The sequence below is a fragment of the Streptomyces mirabilis genome (assembly GCF_039503195.1).
Taxonomy (GTDB): domain Bacteria; phylum Actinomycetota; class Actinomycetes; order Streptomycetales; family Streptomycetaceae; genus Streptomyces; species Streptomyces mirabilis_D.
On the sequence record NZ_JBCJKP010000001.1, the window covers coordinates 10323381 to 10342256 of the forward strand.

The following is an 18876-nucleotide window of genomic DNA, read 5'->3' on the forward strand; positions in this document are numbered from 1 at the left end:
CATGCGCATCGTCATCGCCCTCGGTGGCAACGCCCTGCTGCACCGCGGTGAACGCCCCGACGCGGCCGTCCAGGAAGCGAACATCGACCGGGTGACCACGGCGATCGCTGCCCTCGCCCAAGAACACGAGATCGTCATCACCCACGGCAACGGCCCCCAGATAGGGCTGCTCGCCGTCGAGAGCGCCGCCGACCCCGCCCTGAGCGCCCCCTACCCGCTGGATCTGCTCGGCGCCCAGACCCAGGGCATGATCGGCTCCCTGCTGGCACGCACCCTGCACGACGCCCTGCCCGGACGGCGGATCGCCGCGCTGGTCACTCACACCCTTGTCCGCGCCGACGACCCGGCCTTCGACCACCCCACCAAGTTCGTCGGCCAGGTGTACCCCTACGAGGTCGCCTCCACGCTCGCCCGAACGCGCGGCTGGCACATCGCCGCCGACACCACCGGCTGGCGCCGCGTCGTCCCCTCCCCGGCACCCGAACGCATCCTGGAGACCGACACCGTCCACGAACTGCTGAACAGCGGTACGCTCGTCATCTGCGCCGGCGGCGGAGGCGTCCCTGTCACCGCCGACCAGGACACCGGCGCACTCACCGGTTCCGAGGCCGTCATCGACAAGGACCTCACCGCGGCGCTGCTCGCCGAGGACCTGAAGGCCGACTTCCTCCTCATCCTCACCGACGTGCCCTGCGTCTACGCCGGCTACGGCACCCCCGACCAACGGCCCGTCCTCGGCGCGAGCCCCGCCGAACTGCGTCGCGGCGGCTTCCCCGACGGCTCGATGGGTCCCAAGACCGAGGCCGCCGCCCGGTTCGTCGAACACACCGGGGGACTGGCCGCGATCGGATCCCTGGACGCCGCGTACGAGATCGTCCACGGCAGGTCGGGCACCCTCGTCAGGCCGGACCTGACCGTTGCGTGAACGCCCGTGACCAGGGGGCCGAACGGCCCTCGCCGAAGGCCGGACAGCCGGGGCACGGGCCCTGCCCGGCCCTCCCGGCGGCCACCACGTCGCACGAGTATCGAAAGGGAGACATTCCAGTGCCGAGCAAGGGAGAGAACCGGCGATGACAGCGACAGTGACAGCCGGAACGCGCGCCCCCGAGGCATGGCGCGGCTTCGCCGGGACGCGATGGCGCGAGCGCGTCGACGTACGCGACTTCATCCAGGCCAACTACACGCCGTACGAGGGCGACGGGGCCTTCCTGACCGGCCCGACGGACCGCACCCGCACCGTGTGGGACAAGGTCAGCGCCCTCTTCCCGGAGGAACGGCGCCGGGGGATCCTCGATGTCGACCCGGCGACCCCCTCGACGATCACCTCGCACGCGCCCGGGTACATCGACCGCGAGCGAGAGCTGATCGTCGGCCTGCAGACCGACGCCCCGCTGAAGCGCGCGATCATGCCGAACGGCGGCCTGCGGATGGTCGAGAACAGCCTGAAGGCGTACGGCTACGAGCCCGACCCCTTCGTCACCCGCGTCTTCGGCACCTACCGCAAGACGCACAACGAGGGTGTCTTCGACGCCTACACCCCCGAGATGCGCGCCGCCCGCAAGGCCGGGATCATCACCGGACTGCCCGACGCCTACGGCCGCGGCCGGATCATCGGCGACTACCGGCGCGTGGCGCTGTACGGCACCGCACGGCTGACCGCGACCAAGCGCGCCGAACGGGCCCTGCAGGACGCCGAGCCCTCGACCGAGCACGTCATCCGCGATCGTGAGGAACTCGCCGAGCAGATCAGGGCGTTGGACGAACTGACGCGGATGGCGGCCACGTACGGCTGCGACGTCTCCCGCCCCGCCACCACAGCGCACGAGGCCGTGCAGTGGCTCTACCTCGGCTATCTCGCCGCCGTGAAGGAGCAGAACGGCGCCGCGATGTCGCTCGGCCGCACCTCCACCTTCCTGGACGTGTACCTGCAACGGGACCTGGCGGAGGGAATCCTCGACGAGACCCGCGCCCAGGAGCTGGTCGACGACTTCGTGATCAAGCTGCGGATCGTACGGTTCCTGCGCACCCCCGAGTACGACGCCCTCTTCTCCGGCGACCCGACCTGGGTGACGGAGTCCCTCGGCGGCCTCGGCACGGACGGCCGGCCGCTGGTCACCCGCACCTCCTTCCGCTTCCTGCAGACCCTGTACAACCTCGGCCCGGCCCCCGAACCCAACCTGACCGTGCTCTGGTCGCCCCGGCTGCCCACGGGCTTCAAGGAGTTCTGCGCCAAGGTCTCCATCGACACCAGCGCCGTCCAGTACGAGTCCGACGAGCTGACGCGCCCGCGCACCGGGGACGACACCGCGATCGCCTGCTGTGTGTCGGCGATGGCGGTCGGCAGGCAGATGCAGTTCTTCGGGGCACGGGTCAATCTCGCCAAGGCCCTGCTGTACGCGATCAACGGCGGCCGGGACGAGCTGACCGGTGAGCAGATCGCCCCCGAGGCGCCCGCGCTGACCGGGGAGTACCTGGAGTACGAGGAGTTGTCGACGGCGTACGACCGCATGCTGGACTGGCTCGCCGCGACCTACGTCAACACGCTCAACGTCATCCACTACATGCACGACAAGTACGCCTACGAGCGCATCGAGATGGCACTGCACGACCATCCGGTGCACCGCTTCATGGCCTGTGGCATCGCGGGTCTGTCGGTCGCCGCAGACAGTCTGTCCGCCGTCAAGCACGCTCGGGTGAAGGTGATCAGGGACGACACCGGCCTGGCCGTCGACTTCGAGACCGAGGGCGACTGGCCGGCGTACGGGAACAACGACGATCGTGTCGACACCCTCGCGGTCGGCCTGGTCGAGTCCTTCATGGCGAAGGTGCGCAGGCACCCGACCTACCGGGACGCCGAGCACACCCAGTCCGTACTGACGATCACCTCGAACGTCGTCTACGGCAAGCACACCGGCAACACCCCCGACGGCCGGCGCGCCGGACAGCCCTTCGCACCCGGGGCCAACCCCATGAACGGGCGGGACCGGCACGGTGTGGCGGCCTCCGCGCTGTCGGTCGCCAAACTGCCCTACGAGCAGGCGCGCGACGGCATCTCCCTGACGACGACGATCACCCCGGAGGGGCTGGGGCACGCGCCCGGCGAGCGAGTCGGGAACCTGGTCGGCATTCTCGACGCGTACACGGCATCCGGCGGCTTCCACATGAACGTCAACGTCCTGGACCGGACCACGCTGGAGGACGCGATGGAACACCCCGCGAAGTACCCGGAGTTGACCATCCGGGTCTCCGGCTACGCCGTCAACTTCGTCCGTCTGACCCGTGAGCAGCAGCTCGACGTGATCAGCCGCACCTTCCACGGATCGCTGTGAGGGCTGTGAGGGCCATGGCGACCGGCCGGATCCACTCCTGGGACCTGTCCACCGGCGTGGACGGCCCCGGGACCCGGTTCGTCCTTTTCGTCAGCGGCTGCCCGCTCCGCTGCCTCTACTGCGCCAACCCCGACACCTGGCACATGAGGGACGGGAAGGAGGCCACGGTCGAGGCGGTGATGGCCGAGATCGAGAAATACCGGACCTTCGTCACCACGGCCGGCGGAGGGGTGACGGTCACGGGCGGTGAACCCCTGCTCCAGCCCGTGTTCACAGCCGAAATCCTGCGCCGCTGCAAGGAGGCCGGCCTGCACACCGCCCTCGACACCTCCGGCTTCCTCGGAGCCCGGGCCACCGACGAACTCCTCGGCGACACCGACCTCGTGCTCCTGGACATCAAGTCATTCGACGTCCCTGCGTACCGGCGACTGACCGGCGGAGAACTGGCGCCCACGCTCAACTTCGCCACCCGCCTGGACCGCCTCGGCATCCCCACCTGGATCCGCTACGTCCTCGTCCCCGGTTGGACGGACGCCCCGGAGGCCGTCGCCGGCCTCGCCCGATTCGTCGCGGGCCTCGGCAACGTCGACCGGGTGGACGTCCTGCCCTTCCACAAGCTGGGCGCCTCGAAGTACGAGGCCCTGGGGATCCCCTTCCCACTGCGCGACACCCCGGTTCCCGCACCGGGGCTGGCCGAGCGCGTGCGAGAACAGTTCAGGGAGTGCGGGCTCGCCGCGTACTGACGGGCGGGGCGTGGCGGTGCGCCCCCAGCCTCCGGTGCCGGCCAGTAGGGTCGCGCGCGGCCCGGGCCCGCCCGTACGCCGCCGGACCGACCAGCAGCCGGCACCGGCTCCCGGAAGTACTCCTCGTCGGTCATGGGCCCGACCTCGGTGTCGGTCCGACGCGCCGGCCTGCCAGAGACGGCAGAACGCCGCGTCTCGTTTTCCGCGATCCCACGTACCGATCCCACGCACCGACCCCTCGCACCAAGTCCTCACACCGCTGACCGGATCGTTCCGGTGCCGGCCTGGATCAGGCCTGCGGATCCGGTATCCGGCCAGGTCAGAATGGGAGGCATGAACCGAGCGCTGATCGTGATCGATGTCCAGGAATCCTTCCGAGCCCGCCCGCTGTGGGAGGAGATCGCCAATCCGAAGATCGCGGAACCGGTCAACCGGCTGGTGCGACTCGCCCGCGCCAACGGCGATCTGGTCGTCTGGGTCCTCCACACCGAGCCCGGCAGCGGCGGCGTCTTCGACCCGGCCCAGGGGCACGTCCGCCTGCTGGACGAACTGGAGCAGCCGCAGTCCGGTGAGCCGGTCCTGCACAAGACCTCCCACAACGCCTTCACCACCACCTCTCTGCAACAACTGCTCACCGAGGCGGGAGTGCGCGAGCTGACGGTCTGCGGAATCCGTACCGAGCAGTGCGTGGAAACCACCACCCGGGTGGGCAGCGACCTCGGATACCGGATGGTCTTCGTCACCGACGCCACCACCACCAATCCGATCGGCGACCTGAGCGCCGACGCGATCATCGAGCGCACGGAGGCCGTCCTGCGCGACCGGTTCGCCCGGATCTCCACGGTGGCCGAACGGGAGGCGGAGCTGGGAGCATCCGAGGCGTGAGCCATGTCGTCTTCGTCCTCGTACCCGGCGTCCACCTGCTCGACCTCGCCGGACCGGCCCAGGTCTTCAGCATGGCGGGGGACTTCGGACAGCCCTACCAGTTGAGCTACGTCGCCGACCAGGAAGAGGTGTGCAGCGCCCAGGGCCTGCCGCTGGCCGCCCGCACCCAGTGGCCGGAGCTGAGCGCCGACGACCTGGTGGTGGTGCCGGGGTGGAGGGCGTCCACGCTGCGCGGCGGCCCCGAGCTGAGCCGGTCCTTGCTGGAGCGGCTGCGCGCCCACCACAGTGCCGGGGGCGCTGTCGCCAGTGTGTGTGCCGGGGCCGAGGCCCTCGGCCGTGCTGGGCTGCTGGACGGGCGCAGGTGCACCACGCACCACCACCTCCAGGACGAGCTGGCGGCCCGCCACCCCCGGGCGATCGTGGTGCGGGACGTGCTGTTCACCACCGACGACCGCGTGGTGACGTCGGCCGGCATCGCCAGCGGCATCGACCTGGCGCTGCACCTGCTGGCCGTCCGCCACGGTCCCGCACTCGCCGCCCAGGTGGCGCGGGACATGGTCGTCTACGCCCGACGCAACGGCCACGAGCCGCAGGCCAGCGCCATGCTCCGGCACCGGTCCCACCTCGACGACGCCGTCCACCGCGCTCAGGACCTCATCGACGCGCGATTCGCCGAACCACTGCCGCTGGCGTACGTGGCCGCCAGCGTCGGCGTCAGCGAACGCACGCTGACCCGGATGTTTCACCGCGCCACAGGCGGCCTGACGCCGCTGCGCTACCAGCAGACCCTGAGAGTGGAACGCGCGGAGCACCTGATCGGCCACGGCGCAACGGTGGAAGCCGCGGCCCGCGAGGTGGGCTTCCAGGACGTTCGGATGCTCCGCCGGCTGCGTTCCCGAGCGCCTTCCGAGGCGACGGGGTGAGCCGTTCCGGCTTGGCACGGCCGCTCACGACCTAGGACATGACCCAGCGGTGGCGGACGTGCCAGGTAGCGCCGTCGGCGGTCGCCCCGCGCAGGCCGTGCAGGGTGTCCGGGCCTGTGAGCGCGGGGAGGCGGGAGTCCCGCAGAGAGGCGAAGGCGAAGGTGCGCGCCGGGTCCCAGTCGGTGGAGTGGCGCAGACGGCGGGCGAGTTGGGCGAAGCCGAGCGGGGCCGCGGCCATGACCCAGGCGTCGGGTGCCTCGACCGTCAGCCTTCTGGCGGGGCGCAGCCAGGATGCGGCGGCCTCGGGCCAGTCCACCGACGCGAGGACCCCTTTGCCCCGCGCCTCCCACGCGACGGCGAAGGCTTCGGCAGCCGCCAGGGAATCCGCATCGCGGCTGTGGTCGATGGCCACGGTCTCGATCCGTGACTTCGCAACGGTCAACAGGCCGATGAGAGCCGCGAGTTCGGCCTCCGTGTGCGGTGTGGTCGCGGACAGGTCGCCGAACTCGACCAGTTCGGCGGCACCGATCAGGGGTGAGCGGGACCGTTCCCGCTCGGCGCGGACGCTCATGACGGGGCGCCGCTGCTTTCCCGGGGCGTTCTCCAGCGGGCGTACTCGTCGGACAGGCAGACCGCGCAGGGCCGGTGCCCGGCCGCGATCGCGGTGGCCTCGTCCGGAAAGAACACGCGGTGCTGGACGTAGTGGCCGCGGGCGATGGCCCGGAGGGCGGAAGGGCAGTCGAGACGCCCGTAGAGGCGCCCGCGCCGGTGTCCGCCGAGCGTGCCCGGCGTGCCGCTCCGGCAGAGCTGCCCGTCCGGGCCGAGCAGTGTGTACGTGCGGAGCGCGGCGGGCGTCATCGATCCGGATCCCTTCCTGTCCGAGGTCACCAGTGGTGTCGCCCTCCAACCTTGCCGCGTGTGGATCGCCGTGCCCGGCGGGATCCGGACGTCACGTTGTGCAGACGGCGTTGACGGCGACCGCCGTCCACGCCGACGGCGGATCCTTCGGCCTCCGCGTTTCCTAAGGAGCCTGGGGTGTCGGGGTTCCCGCGACGAGGCGGCGGACGGCCTCGACGACCGCGGCGCGGTGCTGCCGGGTCTGCTCGGCCGTCTGGTCGTTGGCCATGGGGCTGGTGGGCATCCATGCGTTGGCGAGGGCGAGGGTGAAGACGAGCAGGTCTTCAGGGGTGAAGGCCGTGGTCAGCAGGCCGTCGGTCTGCGCCTGGGTGATCGCGGCGGTCTTCTGCCGCATGGAGGTTCCCAGCCCTTGCGGCTCGTGGTCGGTACCCGAGCGTTCGAGGCGGTGCCAGGTGGCCAGCCGGAGCTGGTGCGGGTTGGCGAGGAGGAAGTCGAACAGGCGGCCCGCGTAGCCCGGCAGGTCCTCGGGCGTGAAGGGGACCTCGTCGAGGACGCGGGCGACATGCGCATCCATGACGGCGTCGAACAACTGCTCCTTGTTGCCGAAATACGTGTAGATGAGAGCCTTGTTCACCTTTGCCGCGGCGCCTATGCGGTCCACTCGCGCACCGGCGATACCGCGGGCCGCGAACTCGTCCGTCGCGGCTTTGAGCAGGCGGGCCTTGGAGGCCTCGGAGTCCCGGGGGCGGGCCGGGGGCTGGTGCTGGGGCATGACCCCAGCGTAGTGCAACTAACTGTTCATTTGACACGCCGCACGGCCGGCCGCACTATATAAATGACTGTTTAGTTAGCGAGGGTCCAGTCCCGCGGGTACCAGTCCCGCGGACACCAGCCCTGCGGTACCCGGCCTCCCGGTCCTCGACCGGGGCGCATGCGCACCGCGGCCCCCGCGCACCACCCACCCCTCAGCCGGCTCCCTCCCGGAAGCGAAGACACCTCATGACCAAGACCTGGCTCATCACCGGCAGCTCCCGCGGCTTCGGCAGGGCACTCGCCCGCCACGTCCTCGAAAACGGCCACCGTGTCGTGGCCACTGCCCGCCGCCCCGAACAGCTCAAGGACCTCGTCGAGCGCCACGGCGACCGGGTCCGCGCCGTCGCCCTCGACGTCACCGACCCGGCGGCCGCCCGCGCCGCCGTGCAACTGGCCCTGGACGCCTTCGGCAGGCTCGACGTCGTCGTGAACAACGCCGGATACGCCAACAGCGCCGCCATCGAGGACATACCGGAGGAGGACTTCCGGGCCCAGATCGAGACGAACCTGTTCGGCGTCGTCAATGTCACCAAGGCTGCCCTGCCCGTACTCCGCCGCCAGGGATCCGGCCACTTCCTCCAGTTCTCCTCCATCGGCGGACGCGTGGGCGGATCACCGGGCCTGAGCGCTTATCAGACCGCGAAGTTCGCGGTCGAAGGCTTCTCCGAAGTCCTCAACGCCGAGGTCGGGCCCCTCGGTATCAAGGTCACCATCATCGAGCCCGGTGGCTTCCGCACCGACTGGGGCGGCTCGTCCATGACCGCCCTGCCCGTAAGTCCCGCCTACGAAGAGACCGTTGGCGCGATGAACCGCTACCGCGAACAGACCGCCGCCACCTGGCCCGGAGACCCGGCCCGGGCAGCCAGGATCATCACCGACCTCGTGGGGCTCGACGAACCGCCGCTGCGCCTGCTGCTCGGCGCCGGAGCCGTCGAGATGGCCGCCAACGCCTCCCGTACCCGTGCCGCCGAAGCCGAGCGGTGGGCCGACATCAGCCGCTCGGCGGACTTCCCCGCGGGCGCGTGATGGCGACAGCGGATCGGAGTACGCCCAACGGACCGGGTGCTGTGACTCATGACGTTGTTGACGGCGGGGTGGTCTCGGTCGCCCGGTCGGAACCGGATGCGGAGGGTTTCGCGCGGACCACGGCTTGATCGCCTCGCGGTCCGAACAGGTGCAGGATCTCGACGGCGCTGGTGTTCGCCGGACCGAACCAGTGCGGTTCTCTCGTGTCGAACTCGGCCACTTCGCCCGGGTGGAGCGTGCAGTCCTGCTCTCCGAGGATGAGGCGTAGTTCGCCCGCGAGGACGTAGAGCCACTCGTAACCGTCATGGGTCACCAACACCGGCTCGCGCGGAGCCAGTACCTGCTTGAACACCTGTACCCGACCCGGGTACTGCGTCAGAGGCACAAGGACGCTGCCGTGCCCCTTGCGCAAGGGCTTGAGATGCACCCGAGGATCACCGGTGGCCGGCGCGGCCACCAGCTGGTCGAGTGCGACGCGGTGCGTACGCGCGAGCGGGATGAGCAACTCCAGAGTCGGGCGCCGCTTGCCCGACTCGAGACGCGACAGCGTGCTCACCGACATTCCGGTCGTCGCCGCGAGCGCCTGGAGCGTGAGCCCGCGGTCCCGGCGCAGCGTGCGCAGCCGGGGGCCGATGCCGTCGATGATCTGTTCCAGCTCCGCGTCCATGGGGTCCAGTTTGCAGCCTTCGCAAATTTGGTGGGCGGCGGGTGCGGTCCGGCCTGAGCCTTGCCGGGCAGCCCCTTCCGGACGTGAGAGGTACCAGGTGACCGCGACCACCCATCCCCTTCAGCCACTTGACCCCATCCAGCCCGTTCTGAGCGCACGCAGACGCTGGACGGTGCTGGCCGTCTGCTGTCTGAGCATGTTCCTGGTGGGCCTGGACACCACCATCGTCAATGTCGGACTGCCGGCGATCGGGCACGGTCTGGGCATCGGGACCCGCAGCCTCGAATGGACCGTGGACGCGTACACGCTCGTCCTGGCCAGTCTCCTGATCTCCTCCGGCGCGCTGGCGGACCGGTTCGGACGCCGACGGGTGTTCCAGGTCGGCCTGGTCGTGTTCGGTGCGGCCTCGCTGGTCTGTGCGATCGCTCCTTCGGTGGGCGTGTTGATCGCGGCCCGCGCCGTCCAGGGGGTCGGCGCCTCGATGCTCAGTCCCGTGGCTCTCGCGATCGTGGTCAACGCGATGCCCGACCCGAGGGAGCGGGCGCAGGCGATCGGTGTCTGGGCGTCGGTCTTCGGGCTCAGCATGGCCGCCGGGCCTGTGACGGGCGGGGCCCTCATCGCGGGCTTCGGCTGGCGGTCGGTGTTCTGGATCAACGCGCCGGTCATCGTGGCCGCCCTCGTGCTCAGCGCGCTGTTCGTGCCGGAGTCCCGGGCACCGCGGGCACAGCGGCTCGACCTCCCGGGGCAGGCCCTGCTGACCGTGGTCATCGGCGTCTCGGTCGGCGTCCTCATCGAAGGACCGCGCGTCGGTTGGGCGTCGCTTCCGGCGCTGGTCGCGTACGCGATCGCTGTCGTGGCGGCAGTCGGATTCGTGTCGGTCGAATCCCGCCGGAGCGAACCGCTGATGGATCTACGGCTCTACCGGCATCCGGTCTTCAGCAGTGCCGTGCTGGGCGCGGTGGCGGTCTTCGTCGCCCTGAACGTGACGCTCCTGCTCAACACCCTCTACCTGCAACACGCCCGAGGATGGACACCACTGGCCGCCGGCGTGGCGACCTTGCCCATGGCGGTCGGAGCGACCGTCTGCGCACCGCTGTCCGGCCGCCTGGTAGGTCGTACCGGACCGCGGTTGCCGCTTGTCCTGGCCGGCGGTTTCATCACGGTGGGCGGACTCTGCCTGGTCGGGCTCGACCAGCACACGAGCGTGTCCCTGCTCTTGTCGGCCTACTTGCTGATCGGCGTCGGGTTCGGCTTCGCCAACGCGCCGATCACGAACACCGCGGTGGGCGGACTGCCTGCCACCCGTGCCGGTGTGGCCGGAGCGATCACGTCCACCGCACGCCAGCTCGGCTCCGCGCTCGGCATAGCCATCGCCGGCGGCCTGGTCGCGGGCACCGCCCCGACGGGACTCGCACACGCGTCCCGCCCGGGTTGGATCCTGGTCGCCACCTGCGGACTGTTCCTTCTCCTGGTGGCCCACGCGGCACGGCCGAAGAAGGACACGAGTCGCCCCGCCTCCCCGCAATCGAGGTGAGCCGATTGAGCCAATATCTGTGCTCGTGAAGTGAGAAAATGGCGGAAGGTGCAGCGAGGTTTCCTGTATCGGCAGGCGGAGCGGGGTTATTCATCGCACACGATCGATCGCAACGTGCTACTGTGGATCTCAGTTGCAGTTGTGGTTCCCGAAATCTTGCAAGTGCCCTCACCGGCTTCATCGGCTGGTGGCGCTCTTTTCGGCTCCGGCGCATTTTCCGGCGGGATAATCATCGCGGCGACGCGGAGTGCGCACAGTGCGCGACTCCGAACACCGTCCCGAAGGAGATTTAATATGGCTGCCGGTACCGTGAAGTGGTTCAATGCGGAAAAGGGCTTCGGCTTCATCGAGCAGGACGGCGGCGGCGCGGACGTCTTCGCGCACTACTCGAACATCGCCGCCCAGGGCTTCCGTGAGCTGTCGGAGGGCCAGAAGGTGACCTTCGACATCGCGCAGGGTCAGAAGGGCCCGACGGCTGAGAACATCGTTCCCGCCTGACGCTGACACGTACTTCGCAGCTGGGGCCCGCACCTTGGGGTGCGGGCCCCAGCTCGCCGCTTTCCGGGGCGCAGCCGCCCCGTCAGGGCCGTGGTGATGTCACCCACGGCATGATTCACGGGCGCCGCGGCCCCGCCCCCGGGGAAGGCTCCACCGGGTCCCCGGGGATGCTCCACCCCAACGCTCCGGATGTAAATCCGCCAAGGCCTCACTCATGGAATGCCCGATCTCACTGTCGAGATCGCGCCGCTCTCTTCTCCGACGTATTACGAGAGCATTCCCTGCCGATCCGGTTGATCCGACTGATCTGACCGATCCGATCCGACCGACCGATTCGGCTCCGCATCATTTTCGGCTCGTTCTTGCGATTCTCTGCGCTGTTCATTCGCTGCGGGAATTCCTTGATACGTGCCACATCAAGGAAGGTTCCGCATGAACCGCACGCGTACAAATGATCGTTTCGCTCGCACTCGAACCCGCGCCGGAAATTCTGGTGCGCAAAGGGGTGGCAGCCGCTTCGGATCCGCACCCTCCGGCCGCTCCGGCGCGCCCAGCCGCGCGAAGGGTTACGGACGTCAACAGACGGCGCCGCAAGGTGAGTTCGCGCTGCCGACGACGATCACCCCCGCGCTGCCCCCCGTCGAGGCGTTCGCCGATCTCGCCCTGCCGACGCCGCTGCTGGCCGAGCTCGGTCACGCAGGCGTGACCGTACCGTTCCCGATCCAGGCGGCGACCCTGCCGAACTCAGTCGCGGGCCGTGACGTACTCGGCCGTGGCCGCACCGGCTCCGGCAAGACCCTCGCGTTCGGCCTCGCCCTGCTGGCCCGTACGGCCGGTCGGCGCGCCGAGCCGCGGCTGCCGCTGGCCCTGGTCCTCGTACCCACCCGAGAGCTGGCCCAACAGGTCACCGACGCTCTCATTCCTTACGCCCGTTCCGTGCGGCTGCGTCTGGCCACGGTGGTCGGTGGGATGCCGATCGGCAGGCAGGCCAGCGCGCTGCGCGGCGGGGCCGAGGTCGTCGTGGCGACGCCGGGCCGGCTCAAGGACCTCATCGACCGCGGCGAATGCAGTCTGGACCAGGTCGCCATCACCGTCCTCGACGAGGCCGACCAGATGGCCGACATGGGCTTCATGCCCCAGGTCACCGCGCTGCTCGACCAGGTGCGCCCCGAGGGGCAGCGGATGCTGTTCTCGGCCACCTTGGACCGCAACGTCGACCTCCTGGTCCGCCGCTACCTGACCGACCCGGTGGTTCACTCCGTCGACCCGTCCGCGGGCGCGGTCACCACCATGGAGCACCACGTACTCCACGTGCACGGCGCGGACAAGCAGCGGACGACCACCGAGATCGCGGCACGCGAGGGCCGGGTGATCATGTTCCTGGACACCAAGCACGCGGTGGACCGGCTGACCGAACACCTGCTGAACAGCGGCGTCCGTGCCGCGGCCCTGCACGGAGGCAAGTCCCAGCCGCAACGCACACGGACCCTGGCCCAGTTCAAGACCGGGCATGTGACGGTGCTGGTGGCGACCAATGTCGCGGCGCGCGGGATCCACGTCGACAACCTCGACCTGGTCGTGAACGTGGACCCGCCCAGCGACCCCAAGGACTATCTGCACCGAGGCGGCCGCACGGCCCGCGCCGGCGAGTCCGGCAGCGTCGTCACCCTGGTGACGCCTCAGCAGCGACGCGACATGAGCCGACTGATGACTGCCGCCGGCATCACTCCCCAGACCACCCAAGTGCGCTCGGGCGAAGCCGAGTTGAGTCGCATCACCGGCGCCCAGGCCCCCTCGGGGATCGCGGTCACCATCACCGCGCCGGTCGTGGAACGTCCTCGGCGCGGCTCCTCTTCCCCGTCCCGGGGCCGACGCGGCCGTACCGGCCAGGGCCGATCCACCGGTGAGGGCCGATCCGCCCGTGAGGGCCGATCCACCGGCGAGGCGGCACGCCGTACGCCGCGGCGGTCGTCCGCGGCCACAGCGGCGGCCTAGAACCTTCGTGATCGGAAACACCATCCGCCCATCCAGGAGGACCCCTTTGACGCTGGTTCAGACGCAGCAACGCCTGATCGGTTCCGTTCCCACGACCGTGTTCGACGCCCTGGACACATCCGGACCGCGGGTCGGTGACGACATCACCGTCGAGGTGGCCCTGTTCCTCATGGCCAGTGCCCGTGTCGAGTACCTGCTCCTCTGCGACCAGGACGAACACTGCACCGGCTCGGTCACGCGGGCCCAACTCGCCGTGGTCCGTGACAGCCCCGCCTATACGGACCGTATCCGTGTACGGGACGTCCTCGGCGCCGGCGGACCGCACAGCCGCACCCCGGGTGCCCTCGCCCTCACCGTCTCCCTCTGATCCGGCTCACCGTTCGGCATCAGCCCGGCTCCTCCCTCTCCCTTCTCCCTTCCCTGCGAGGCATCATGCGCTGCGTCATCGCCCGGTTCCCCTTCGACCTCACCAAGAGCGGGGTACTTGCCTCCATGAAGGGCGTCAAGCCGGAGCCCATCACGGGGGAGTCCGTGCTCATCGGCCGTCGCCACTACCCCGCCAAGCAAGTGGGCGTGGTCATCACCCGGCAGGACCCCCGCGACTTCACCAGCGGGGAAGTCACCCGGGCGATGACGCGACTCGGCTTCACCTGCCGAGGCACCCATGAGGTCACCCGTGAGTCGGCGACCGCCGTGCGGTCCCTTACGCCGTTGCAGACCGCGTCGGCGCTGCTCGGCAGCCCCGCGCCGCTGGGACTGTGAGAACCGACGGAAGCTGACACCAGGACAGCGAGGGGGCCCTGCCGACGCGCGTCGGCAGGGCCCCCTCGCGTGTCACCGTCCGGCCGACGGCTTCCGGCCGACCGGAGCGGTCCGGGTACGGTGCCTCACTGGTCGGAGTAACTGAAGTCGCCCACGGTCCAGGCGCTGACGTCCTTGATCGCGACGCGATACATACCGCCCGTCTCGGGGATTCCGACGCTGCCCTGCAGGATCCGGGCGAGGTGGAAGTGCAGATGTGCGGGGGCCCCGCCGGGTTCGGGCCGGCCCACTGTCCGGTCGGCGGAGAAGACGTCGGAGAAGGGGCCCAGGCGGTCCGAGTCCTTCAGGACCTCCGACACGCGCTCCCTCCATACGCCCTCGGGAGCCAGCCGCCCGGTGATGACGGCACCGCCGACCACCACGGTCAATGACATCTGATTGCTCTGCTCGGACTCCACCAGGGCGCAGAGATCCACGAGCAGCTCGTCAGGGTTCGACATGAAAGCCGATTCTATTCGGTGCGCGATCCGCGCGCTGGAGTCGGTCGACGGCCGCGCCCCCGCTGCCACCTGCCCATATGGCCCGCTCCACAGAGAATATCGATGCCTCGAGCAACCTAAAATCTGTGTTTGACAGAGTAGACATTGGGCTGTTGCGTGATTAGTGTTTCTCTCGTAGTGCAGAAGTTCGCAGGTCGGGGTGGCTGAGAAGTCTCGAAGCCGAGCTGTCCGTAGGACGGCGACGAGACCGCCGGCCGCTCCGCCTGGCAAGTGAGTTGATCCAGCGGAGGTACGGAAGGAGCCGACGCCATCGGGATCGCCCGGCCGACTTGCACGAGGTCGGGTGCCGCAAGACCCGGAATGGAAGGTGGTCCCCGGTCACGCATCCGCGAACCCCGCATTCCGGCCCCCTCACAGGGGCCAGGTAGCGGAAACAACAGGTCGGCAGAGCGGTAGTGCCGACAGATGGTGTTCAATTTCCTTCGGGGCCCTGGTGCCGTACGGCATCGGGGCCCCTCGACGCGTTGCACAACGAGGTGAAATGACAGCAGATACTCCACTGAGTGGTCGCCTGGACGACGACGACTACCCCGCGTACACGATGGGCCGGGCCGCCGAGATGCTCGGCACGACTCCCGGCTTCCTCCGGGCCATCGGGGAAGCCCGCCTGATCACTCCGTTGCGCTCGGAGGGTGGGCACCGGAGGTACTCCCGCTACCAACTCCGGATCGCCGCCCGTGCCCGCGAGCTGGTCGACAGGGGAACCCCGGTCGAGGCCGCTTGCCGCATCGTCATCCTCGAGGACCAACTCGAAGAAGCGCAGCGCATCAACGCCGAGTACCGTCGTGCCGCGAACGACACTTCCAGTCCGGGCTGAGCGCGTACGGCCCCACCACGCATGCCCCACCGTGAGTTCCTCGACGGGATCACGGTCGTGCTCCGTGGTGGGTCGCAGCGCACGGAGTTGACGCGCCGTGTGGAGGATCACCCGTATGGGGCATTCGCCTCGTCGGTGCCGGGGCGCCGAGGAGCTACTGGTCGCTCCGGCCGCTTCGGTCGTTGGGGTCGGTACGGAGGTTGGCCGCCAAGCGGGTGATGCTCTGGACCGCGAGCTCGGCGAAGTTCGAGCGGGCGACGATCGCGGTGGTCTCCCCTTGCCGGCGGACACTGCGCAGGTCGCGCTGGACCTGGCGCGAGAGCTGATGGAGCTCGCGTTGGGCGGTGGCGAGTCGCTGCTCGGCGGCGCTGCGGACCCGACGGTGCTCACGTCGGGTGCGGGGGGCGGCCCAAGGGCTCGGTGCGGGCATGTCGGCGCTCGTTCCCGTGTGGTGCGGCTGCGCCACCGGCACGGGGCGGATGCCGACGGTGTCGAGATAGGTGGCGAGTGAGTCGAGGTCTGCCGTGCCGACCACAGCCGCGACGTATCCGTCCGGACGGACGAGCACCCACTGCCCGGACGACAGTCCGTACGCACTGTGGACATGGCCGCCGGTGTCGAGGATGTCGCCCCCGCCGCCGATCACGTGGATGTGCAGGCCAGTGCGCGGCGCCGGTGCCGGGGCATCGTCGACGTCGTGGCCGAGCAGGGTCCAGTGGGGCCCCTGGAACAGGGTGAACAGGCGCGTGGGGAGGCCGCCCGCGCCGGTCACGGGCGCGTCGGGCGCGCGGTCGCCGGCCAGGACGCCGTGGGCGCGGTCCGGACTGGTCATCGACAAGGGTGAGTCCAGGTAGCCGAGATCGAGCTGGCTCACCTCGCGGCCCCGGTGGGTGTCTCGGTTCTTGGCCGCTTCGAGCAGCCGCTCGGAGAGGCCGAGGACAGCCTCGGCGATCGGCCGACGCTCCTTCTCGTAGGTCGACAACAACGATTCCGGGGCGCCGTCGAGTACGGCGGCCAGTTTCCAGCCGAGGTTGTAGGCGTCCTGGACGCTCGTGTTGAGGCCCTGTCCGCCGGTCGGCGGATGGCAGTGTGCCGCGTCCCCGGTCAGGAACACCCGCTCGCGCCGGTAGGCGTCGGCCAGCCGGGCGTTCATCTCGAACGCGGAGGCCCAGGACACCGAACGGATCACGACGTCGTTCCGGCCGGTGCGTTCGCGGAGGAACGAGGTCAGCCCCTCGGCCGAAAGGTCGATGTCGACATCGAACGGGATCGGGGCCTGGAGCTGGAACATGGCGGTGCCGTAGAGCGGGCACATCGACACCTGCGCCGCCGTGTCCTCGCCCCAACGGTGCCAGGCGTCCGACGAGACGCCATCGACCAGTACGTCCGCGACGATCGCCCGGACGCCGAGGGTCTTGCCGGGGAAGCCGACGCCGAGGGCCTTGCGGACGAAGCTCGATCCGCCGTCGGCGCCTATCAGGTACGAGGCCCGCACGGTCCGCTCGCCGTCAGGGGTCGCGATCCGAGCGGTCACGCCGTCGGCGTCCTGGTCGAAGCCGACGAGTTCGTGGCTGTAGTGCGGGGCGTGGCCGAGCTCGGTCAGCCGTTCCCGCAGCCGGCGCTCGGTGAGGAACTGCGGGACGAGCAGCGGGATCTGGTACGGCTCGTCCGGCGTCGGATCCGACATCTCGACGACGGCCCTGTCGACCGGCCCCTCGTCGGTGTGGAAACGCTGGACGGGGTACTCACCCCCGGAGGCGACGATCCGGTCGATCACGCCGAGGTCCTCGAACACCTCTTGACTTCGCGGCTGGATGCCCTTGCCGCGGGAGCCGATGAACGGGTGCGCCGCCTTGTCGATCAGCAGAAATCCGACATTCCGGCGGGCGAGGTCGATGGCGAGAGTTAATCCGGCCGCCCCCGTTCCGCAGATGATCACGTCAGTGTCCGGGGTGTGCGTCATGGCTCAGCTCTCCGTCGGCGGTAGGCGTCCGAGCGGTTCGGCCCGCTCGAAGGCGACGCACCAAGTTGGTACGTGGCACGAACTAAAGTAGTTCGCGTCGCGTACCTTTGCAAGTAGAATTCGGAGTATGACCTTTCCCAACGACGCACCGCCCTCGGTCGCACCGTCACGCACAGGTGGGGAGCCCGTGCCGGTGGACGTGGACGCCCTCGCCCAGCTGTCGTTTCTGGTACACCACGCCCTGGACGAGATCGCCGGGCAGCACGAATTGTCGATCATCCAGGCGCGACTGCTGGGGGTGCTGCGGGACCGGGAGCCGACGATGAACCAGCTCGGTCGGCTGCTCGGCCTGGACAAGTCCTCGATCAGCGGCCTGGTCGATCGCGCACAGCGTCGCGGCCTGGTCACGCGCGCCGTCAGTGCGAACGACCGCCGCGCGTTCCAGGTCTCCATCACCGACGCCGGACGACAGCTCATCGAACAGCTCGCGGCGCAATTCGCGGAGCGGATCGAGCTGTCCGTCGCGCCGCTCCCGGACGCCGACCGGCAGCGGCTGTCCCAGTTGGCGGCCCAGGTCGTGGCCTCCGACGCCCACCGCCGCGGTATCGACCTTCGCACCACAGCCCGCTGACCGGGTCTCGGAGAACCCCTTCCTGCCGGGGGAGGGGGGCGGTTCGAAGGACGACGCCTGGCTCTCCGGCGGCGGGCCTCCGAGACCGCCCCCTCCGCACTGCGTGGGGATCACCAGCCGATCCCGAGCGTCAGCCCGGTCAGCGGGTTCGCGTGGCCCAGGATCTGCACGGCCGATGAGTAGGAGGACCAGGTCTGGTCGATGGTCGACTGGAGGTGGTTCGCCTGGGAGCCTCCCGCGAGGAAGAGGTCGGAGGAGCGCGGCGCGATGTCGGGGATGTCCAGCTCACCGACGCCGGGCCAGTTCCACCAGTTGCCGCGGTACGGGGCACCCAGCAACCAGAAGCCGGGCCAGTACTTGGCGGCTGCGCCGGTCACGTTCGGCATCTGGAGCCGGGCCTCGACGCGGAGTTTGCCGCCGGCGGGCGGCCGGAAGTCCGAGCGGTCCGTCTCGATGCGGCCCGACGTCCAGTTGCCCGCGGGTTGGCGCCGGGGGGTGATCCGCAGCTTTCCGGTGCCGTCGAGCGAGACGTTGTCGGTGCTGGAGGTCATCGTCTCGACCTCGCCGGTGCCGAAGCCGGCGGGTGAGTGAACCCTCCGGCACGCCTGTCAGGCGCGGCTCCCTACGGCGCTTCCTCATCGCCGTGTTCAGCGCCCTCGGCCTCGCGGCCGCCGCGGCGGCGGCCGCGACCTTCCCTGCCAACGCGTCCGCCCCCCACCCCCGACCGGCTGGTCCCAGGTCTTCCTCGACGACTTCGACGGAGCCGCCGGCTCCGGCGTCAACAGCTCGAACTGGCAGTGCACGACGGGCACGAGCTACCCCGGCGGGGCACACGTGGAGCGCGGCAGTCCGCGGATGCGCCGAGCGGACGC

At 69.8% G+C, this 18876-nt stretch carries 19 protein-coding genes and 2 pseudogenes; 14 read left to right on the forward strand and 7 right to left on the reverse strand.

Features of this window, described 5'->3' with window-relative positions:
* Position 1: 1 nt before the first annotated feature.
* The 5 genes from AAFF41_RS46950 to AAFF41_RS46975 all read left to right on the forward strand — a co-directional run bounded on the left by AAFF41_RS46950 (position 2) and on the right by AAFF41_RS46975 (position 5880).
* Positions 2–925, forward strand: a complete 924-nt coding sequence (locus tag AAFF41_RS46950; RefSeq protein WP_319749861.1) for a carbamate kinase — start codon at positions 2–4, stop codon at positions 923–925.
* 145 nt (positions 926–1070) lie between these two features.
* Positions 1071–3329, forward strand: coding sequence for a formate C-acetyltransferase (pflB, locus tag AAFF41_RS46955; protein WP_343325988.1), 2259 nt, complete (start codon positions 1071–1073; stop codon positions 3327–3329).
* Between the two features lie 14 nt (positions 3330–3343).
* Positions 3344–4072 (forward strand): pyruvate formate-lyase-activating protein, encoded by a 729-nt coding sequence (gene pflA, locus AAFF41_RS46960; RefSeq protein WP_319749859.1) that lies wholly within the window; start codon positions 3344–3346, stop codon positions 4070–4072.
* Between the two features lie 333 nt (positions 4073–4405).
* The gene (locus tag AAFF41_RS46970; RefSeq protein WP_319749858.1) at positions 4406–4957 is read left to right on the forward strand and encodes a cysteine hydrolase family protein; all 552 of its coding nucleotides are present in this window, start codon (positions 4406–4408) and stop codon (positions 4955–4957) included.
* A complete protein-coding gene (locus AAFF41_RS46975) occupies positions 4954–5880 on the forward strand; it encodes a GlxA family transcriptional regulator (protein WP_319749857.1) in 927 nt (308 codons plus the stop codon). The genes AAFF41_RS46970 and AAFF41_RS46975 overlap by 4 nt, the downstream gene beginning before the upstream one ends.
* Before the next feature lie 31 nt (positions 5881–5911).
* On the opposite strand, the gene AAFF41_RS46980 is transcribed toward AAFF41_RS46975, so the two are convergent.
* From AAFF41_RS46980 to AAFF41_RS46990, 3 genes are all read right to left on the reverse strand, one after another.
* Positions 5912–6451 (reverse strand): hypothetical protein, encoded by a 540-nt coding sequence (locus tag AAFF41_RS46980; protein ID WP_343325989.1) that lies wholly within the window; start codon positions 6449–6451, stop codon positions 5912–5914.
* Positions 6448–6738 carry a metal-binding protein gene (locus tag AAFF41_RS46985; RefSeq protein WP_343325990.1) on the reverse strand — a complete coding sequence of 97 codons (291 nt, stop codon included), beginning with the start codon at positions 6736–6738 and terminating at the stop codon, positions 6448–6450. Before AAFF41_RS46985 ends, AAFF41_RS46980 begins: the two co-directional genes overlap by 4 nt.
* 163 nt (positions 6739–6901) lie before the next feature.
* On the reverse strand, positions 6902–7510 hold the full coding sequence (locus AAFF41_RS46990; protein ID WP_343325991.1) for a TetR/AcrR family transcriptional regulator: 609 nt from the start codon (positions 7508–7510) through the stop codon (positions 6902–6904).
* A 227-nt stretch (positions 7511–7737) separates the two neighbouring features.
* Between AAFF41_RS46990 and AAFF41_RS46995 the strand changes: the two genes are divergently transcribed.
* A complete protein-coding gene (locus AAFF41_RS46995; protein ID WP_343325992.1) occupies positions 7738–8577 on the forward strand; it encodes an oxidoreductase in 840 nt (279 codons plus the stop codon).
* 46 nt (positions 8578–8623) lie between these two features.
* Here the strand turns inward: AAFF41_RS46995 and AAFF41_RS47000 are convergent, their stop codons facing one another.
* Positions 8624–9244, reverse strand: a complete 621-nt coding sequence (locus AAFF41_RS47000; protein ID WP_343325993.1) for a helix-turn-helix domain-containing protein — start codon at positions 9242–9244, stop codon at positions 8624–8626.
* Positions 9245–9341: 97 nt separating this feature from the next.
* Between AAFF41_RS47000 and AAFF41_RS47005 the strand changes: the two genes are divergently transcribed.
* From AAFF41_RS47005 to AAFF41_RS47025, 5 genes are all read left to right on the forward strand, one after another.
* On the forward strand, positions 9342–10778 hold the full coding sequence (locus AAFF41_RS47005; RefSeq protein WP_319749851.1) for an MFS transporter: 1437 nt from the start codon (positions 9342–9344) through the stop codon (positions 10776–10778).
* 294 nt (positions 10779–11072) lie between these two features.
* The gene (locus AAFF41_RS47010; protein WP_030872951.1) at positions 11073–11276 is read left to right on the forward strand and encodes a cold-shock protein; all 204 of its coding nucleotides are present in this window, start codon (positions 11073–11075) and stop codon (positions 11274–11276) included.
* A 432-nt stretch (positions 11277–11708) separates the two neighbouring features.
* Positions 11709–13271 (forward strand): DEAD/DEAH box helicase, encoded by a 1563-nt coding sequence (locus AAFF41_RS47015; protein ID WP_319749850.1) that lies wholly within the window; start codon positions 11709–11711, stop codon positions 13269–13271.
* A gap of 46 nt (positions 13272–13317) precedes the next feature.
* Positions 13318–13638 carry a CBS domain-containing protein gene (locus AAFF41_RS47020; RefSeq protein ID WP_319749849.1) on the forward strand — a complete coding sequence of 107 codons (321 nt, stop codon included), beginning with the start codon at positions 13318–13320 and terminating at the stop codon, positions 13636–13638.
* A 65-nt stretch (positions 13639–13703) separates the two neighbouring features.
* On the forward strand, positions 13704–14033 hold the full coding sequence (locus AAFF41_RS47025) for an SCO5918 family protein (protein WP_319749848.1): 330 nt from the start codon (positions 13704–13706) through the stop codon (positions 14031–14033).
* 125 nt (positions 14034–14158) lie between these two features.
* Here the strand turns inward: AAFF41_RS47025 and AAFF41_RS47030 are convergent, their stop codons facing one another.
* Positions 14159–14533, reverse strand: coding sequence for a hypothetical protein (locus AAFF41_RS47030; RefSeq protein WP_319749846.1), 375 nt, complete (start codon positions 14531–14533; stop codon positions 14159–14161).
* A gap of 541 nt (positions 14534–15074) precedes the next feature.
* Between AAFF41_RS47030 and AAFF41_RS47035 the strand changes: the two genes are divergently transcribed.
* A complete protein-coding gene (locus AAFF41_RS47035; protein ID WP_343325994.1) occupies positions 15075–15410 on the forward strand; it encodes a MerR family transcriptional regulator in 336 nt (111 codons plus the stop codon).
* 154 nt (positions 15411–15564) lie between these two features.
* Here AAFF41_RS47035 and AAFF41_RS47040 read toward each other — a convergent pair whose 3' ends face one another.
* A complete protein-coding gene (locus AAFF41_RS47040; protein WP_319749844.1) occupies positions 15565–17373 on the reverse strand; it encodes an FAD-dependent oxidoreductase in 1809 nt (602 codons plus the stop codon).
* Positions 17374–17500: 127 nt separating this feature from the next.
* Between AAFF41_RS47040 and AAFF41_RS47045 the strand changes: the two genes are divergently transcribed.
* Positions 17501–18004, forward strand: a complete 504-nt coding sequence (locus AAFF41_RS47045) for a MarR family winged helix-turn-helix transcriptional regulator (protein ID WP_343325995.1) — start codon at positions 17501–17503, stop codon at positions 18002–18004.
* Between the two features lie 275 nt (positions 18005–18279).
* On the opposite strand, the pseudogene AAFF41_RS47050 reads toward AAFF41_RS47045, so the two are convergent.
* Positions 18280–18588: pseudogene (locus AAFF41_RS47050) on the reverse strand (LamG domain-containing protein); the annotation flags it as partial.
* Here AAFF41_RS47050 and AAFF41_RS47055 point away from each other — a divergent pair.
* A pseudogene (locus tag AAFF41_RS47055) lies at positions 18588–18832 on the forward strand (1,3-beta-glucanase); the annotation flags it as partial. The pseudogenes AAFF41_RS47050 and AAFF41_RS47055 overlap by 1 nt on opposite strands.
* Between the last annotated feature and the right edge of the window lie 44 nt (positions 18833–18876).

Coding starts and splice junctions, on each gene's coding strand:
- AAFF41_RS47030 (WP_319749846.1), bottom strand. CDS start 14,533: ATGTCGAACCCTGACGAGCTGCTCGTGGATCTCTGCGCCCTGGTGGAG.
- pflB (WP_343325988.1), top strand. CDS start 1,071: ATGACAGCGACAGTGACAGCCGGAACGCGCGCCCCCGAGGCATGGCGC.
- AAFF41_RS46980 (WP_343325989.1), bottom strand. CDS start 6,451: ATGAGCGTCCGCGCCGAGCGGGAACGGTCCCGCTCACCCCTGATCGGT.
- AAFF41_RS47040 (WP_319749844.1), bottom strand. CDS start 17,373: ATGACGCACACCCCGGACACTGACGTGATCATCTGCGGAACGGGGGCG.
- pflA (WP_319749859.1), top strand. CDS start 3,344: ATGGCGACCGGCCGGATCCACTCCTGGGACCTGTCCACCGGCGTGGAC.
- AAFF41_RS46950 (WP_319749861.1), top strand. CDS start 2: ATGCGCATCGTCATCGCCCTCGGTGGCAACGCCCTGCTGCACCGCGGT.
- AAFF41_RS47045 (WP_343325995.1), top strand. CDS start 17,501: ATGACCTTTCCCAACGACGCACCGCCCTCGGTCGCACCGTCACGCACA.
- AAFF41_RS46970 (WP_319749858.1), top strand. CDS start 4,406: ATGAACCGAGCGCTGATCGTGATCGATGTCCAGGAATCCTTCCGAGCC.
- AAFF41_RS47035 (WP_343325994.1), top strand. CDS start 15,075: ATGACAGCAGATACTCCACTGAGTGGTCGCCTGGACGACGACGACTAC.
- AAFF41_RS47010 (WP_030872951.1), top strand. CDS start 11,073: ATGGCTGCCGGTACCGTGAAGTGGTTCAATGCGGAAAAGGGCTTCGGC.
- AAFF41_RS46995 (WP_343325992.1), top strand. CDS start 7,738: ATGACCAAGACCTGGCTCATCACCGGCAGCTCCCGCGGCTTCGGCAGG.
- AAFF41_RS47015 (WP_319749850.1), top strand. CDS start 11,709: ATGAACCGCACGCGTACAAATGATCGTTTCGCTCGCACTCGAACCCGC.
- AAFF41_RS47025 (WP_319749848.1), top strand. CDS start 13,704: ATGCGCTGCGTCATCGCCCGGTTCCCCTTCGACCTCACCAAGAGCGGG.
- AAFF41_RS46990 (WP_343325991.1), bottom strand. CDS start 7,510: ATGCCCCAGCACCAGCCCCCGGCCCGCCCCCGGGACTCCGAGGCCTCC.
- AAFF41_RS46985 (WP_343325990.1), bottom strand. CDS start 6,738: ATGACGCCCGCCGCGCTCCGCACGTACACACTGCTCGGCCCGGACGGG.
- AAFF41_RS47000 (WP_343325993.1), bottom strand. CDS start 9,244: ATGGACGCGGAGCTGGAACAGATCATCGACGGCATCGGCCCCCGGCTG.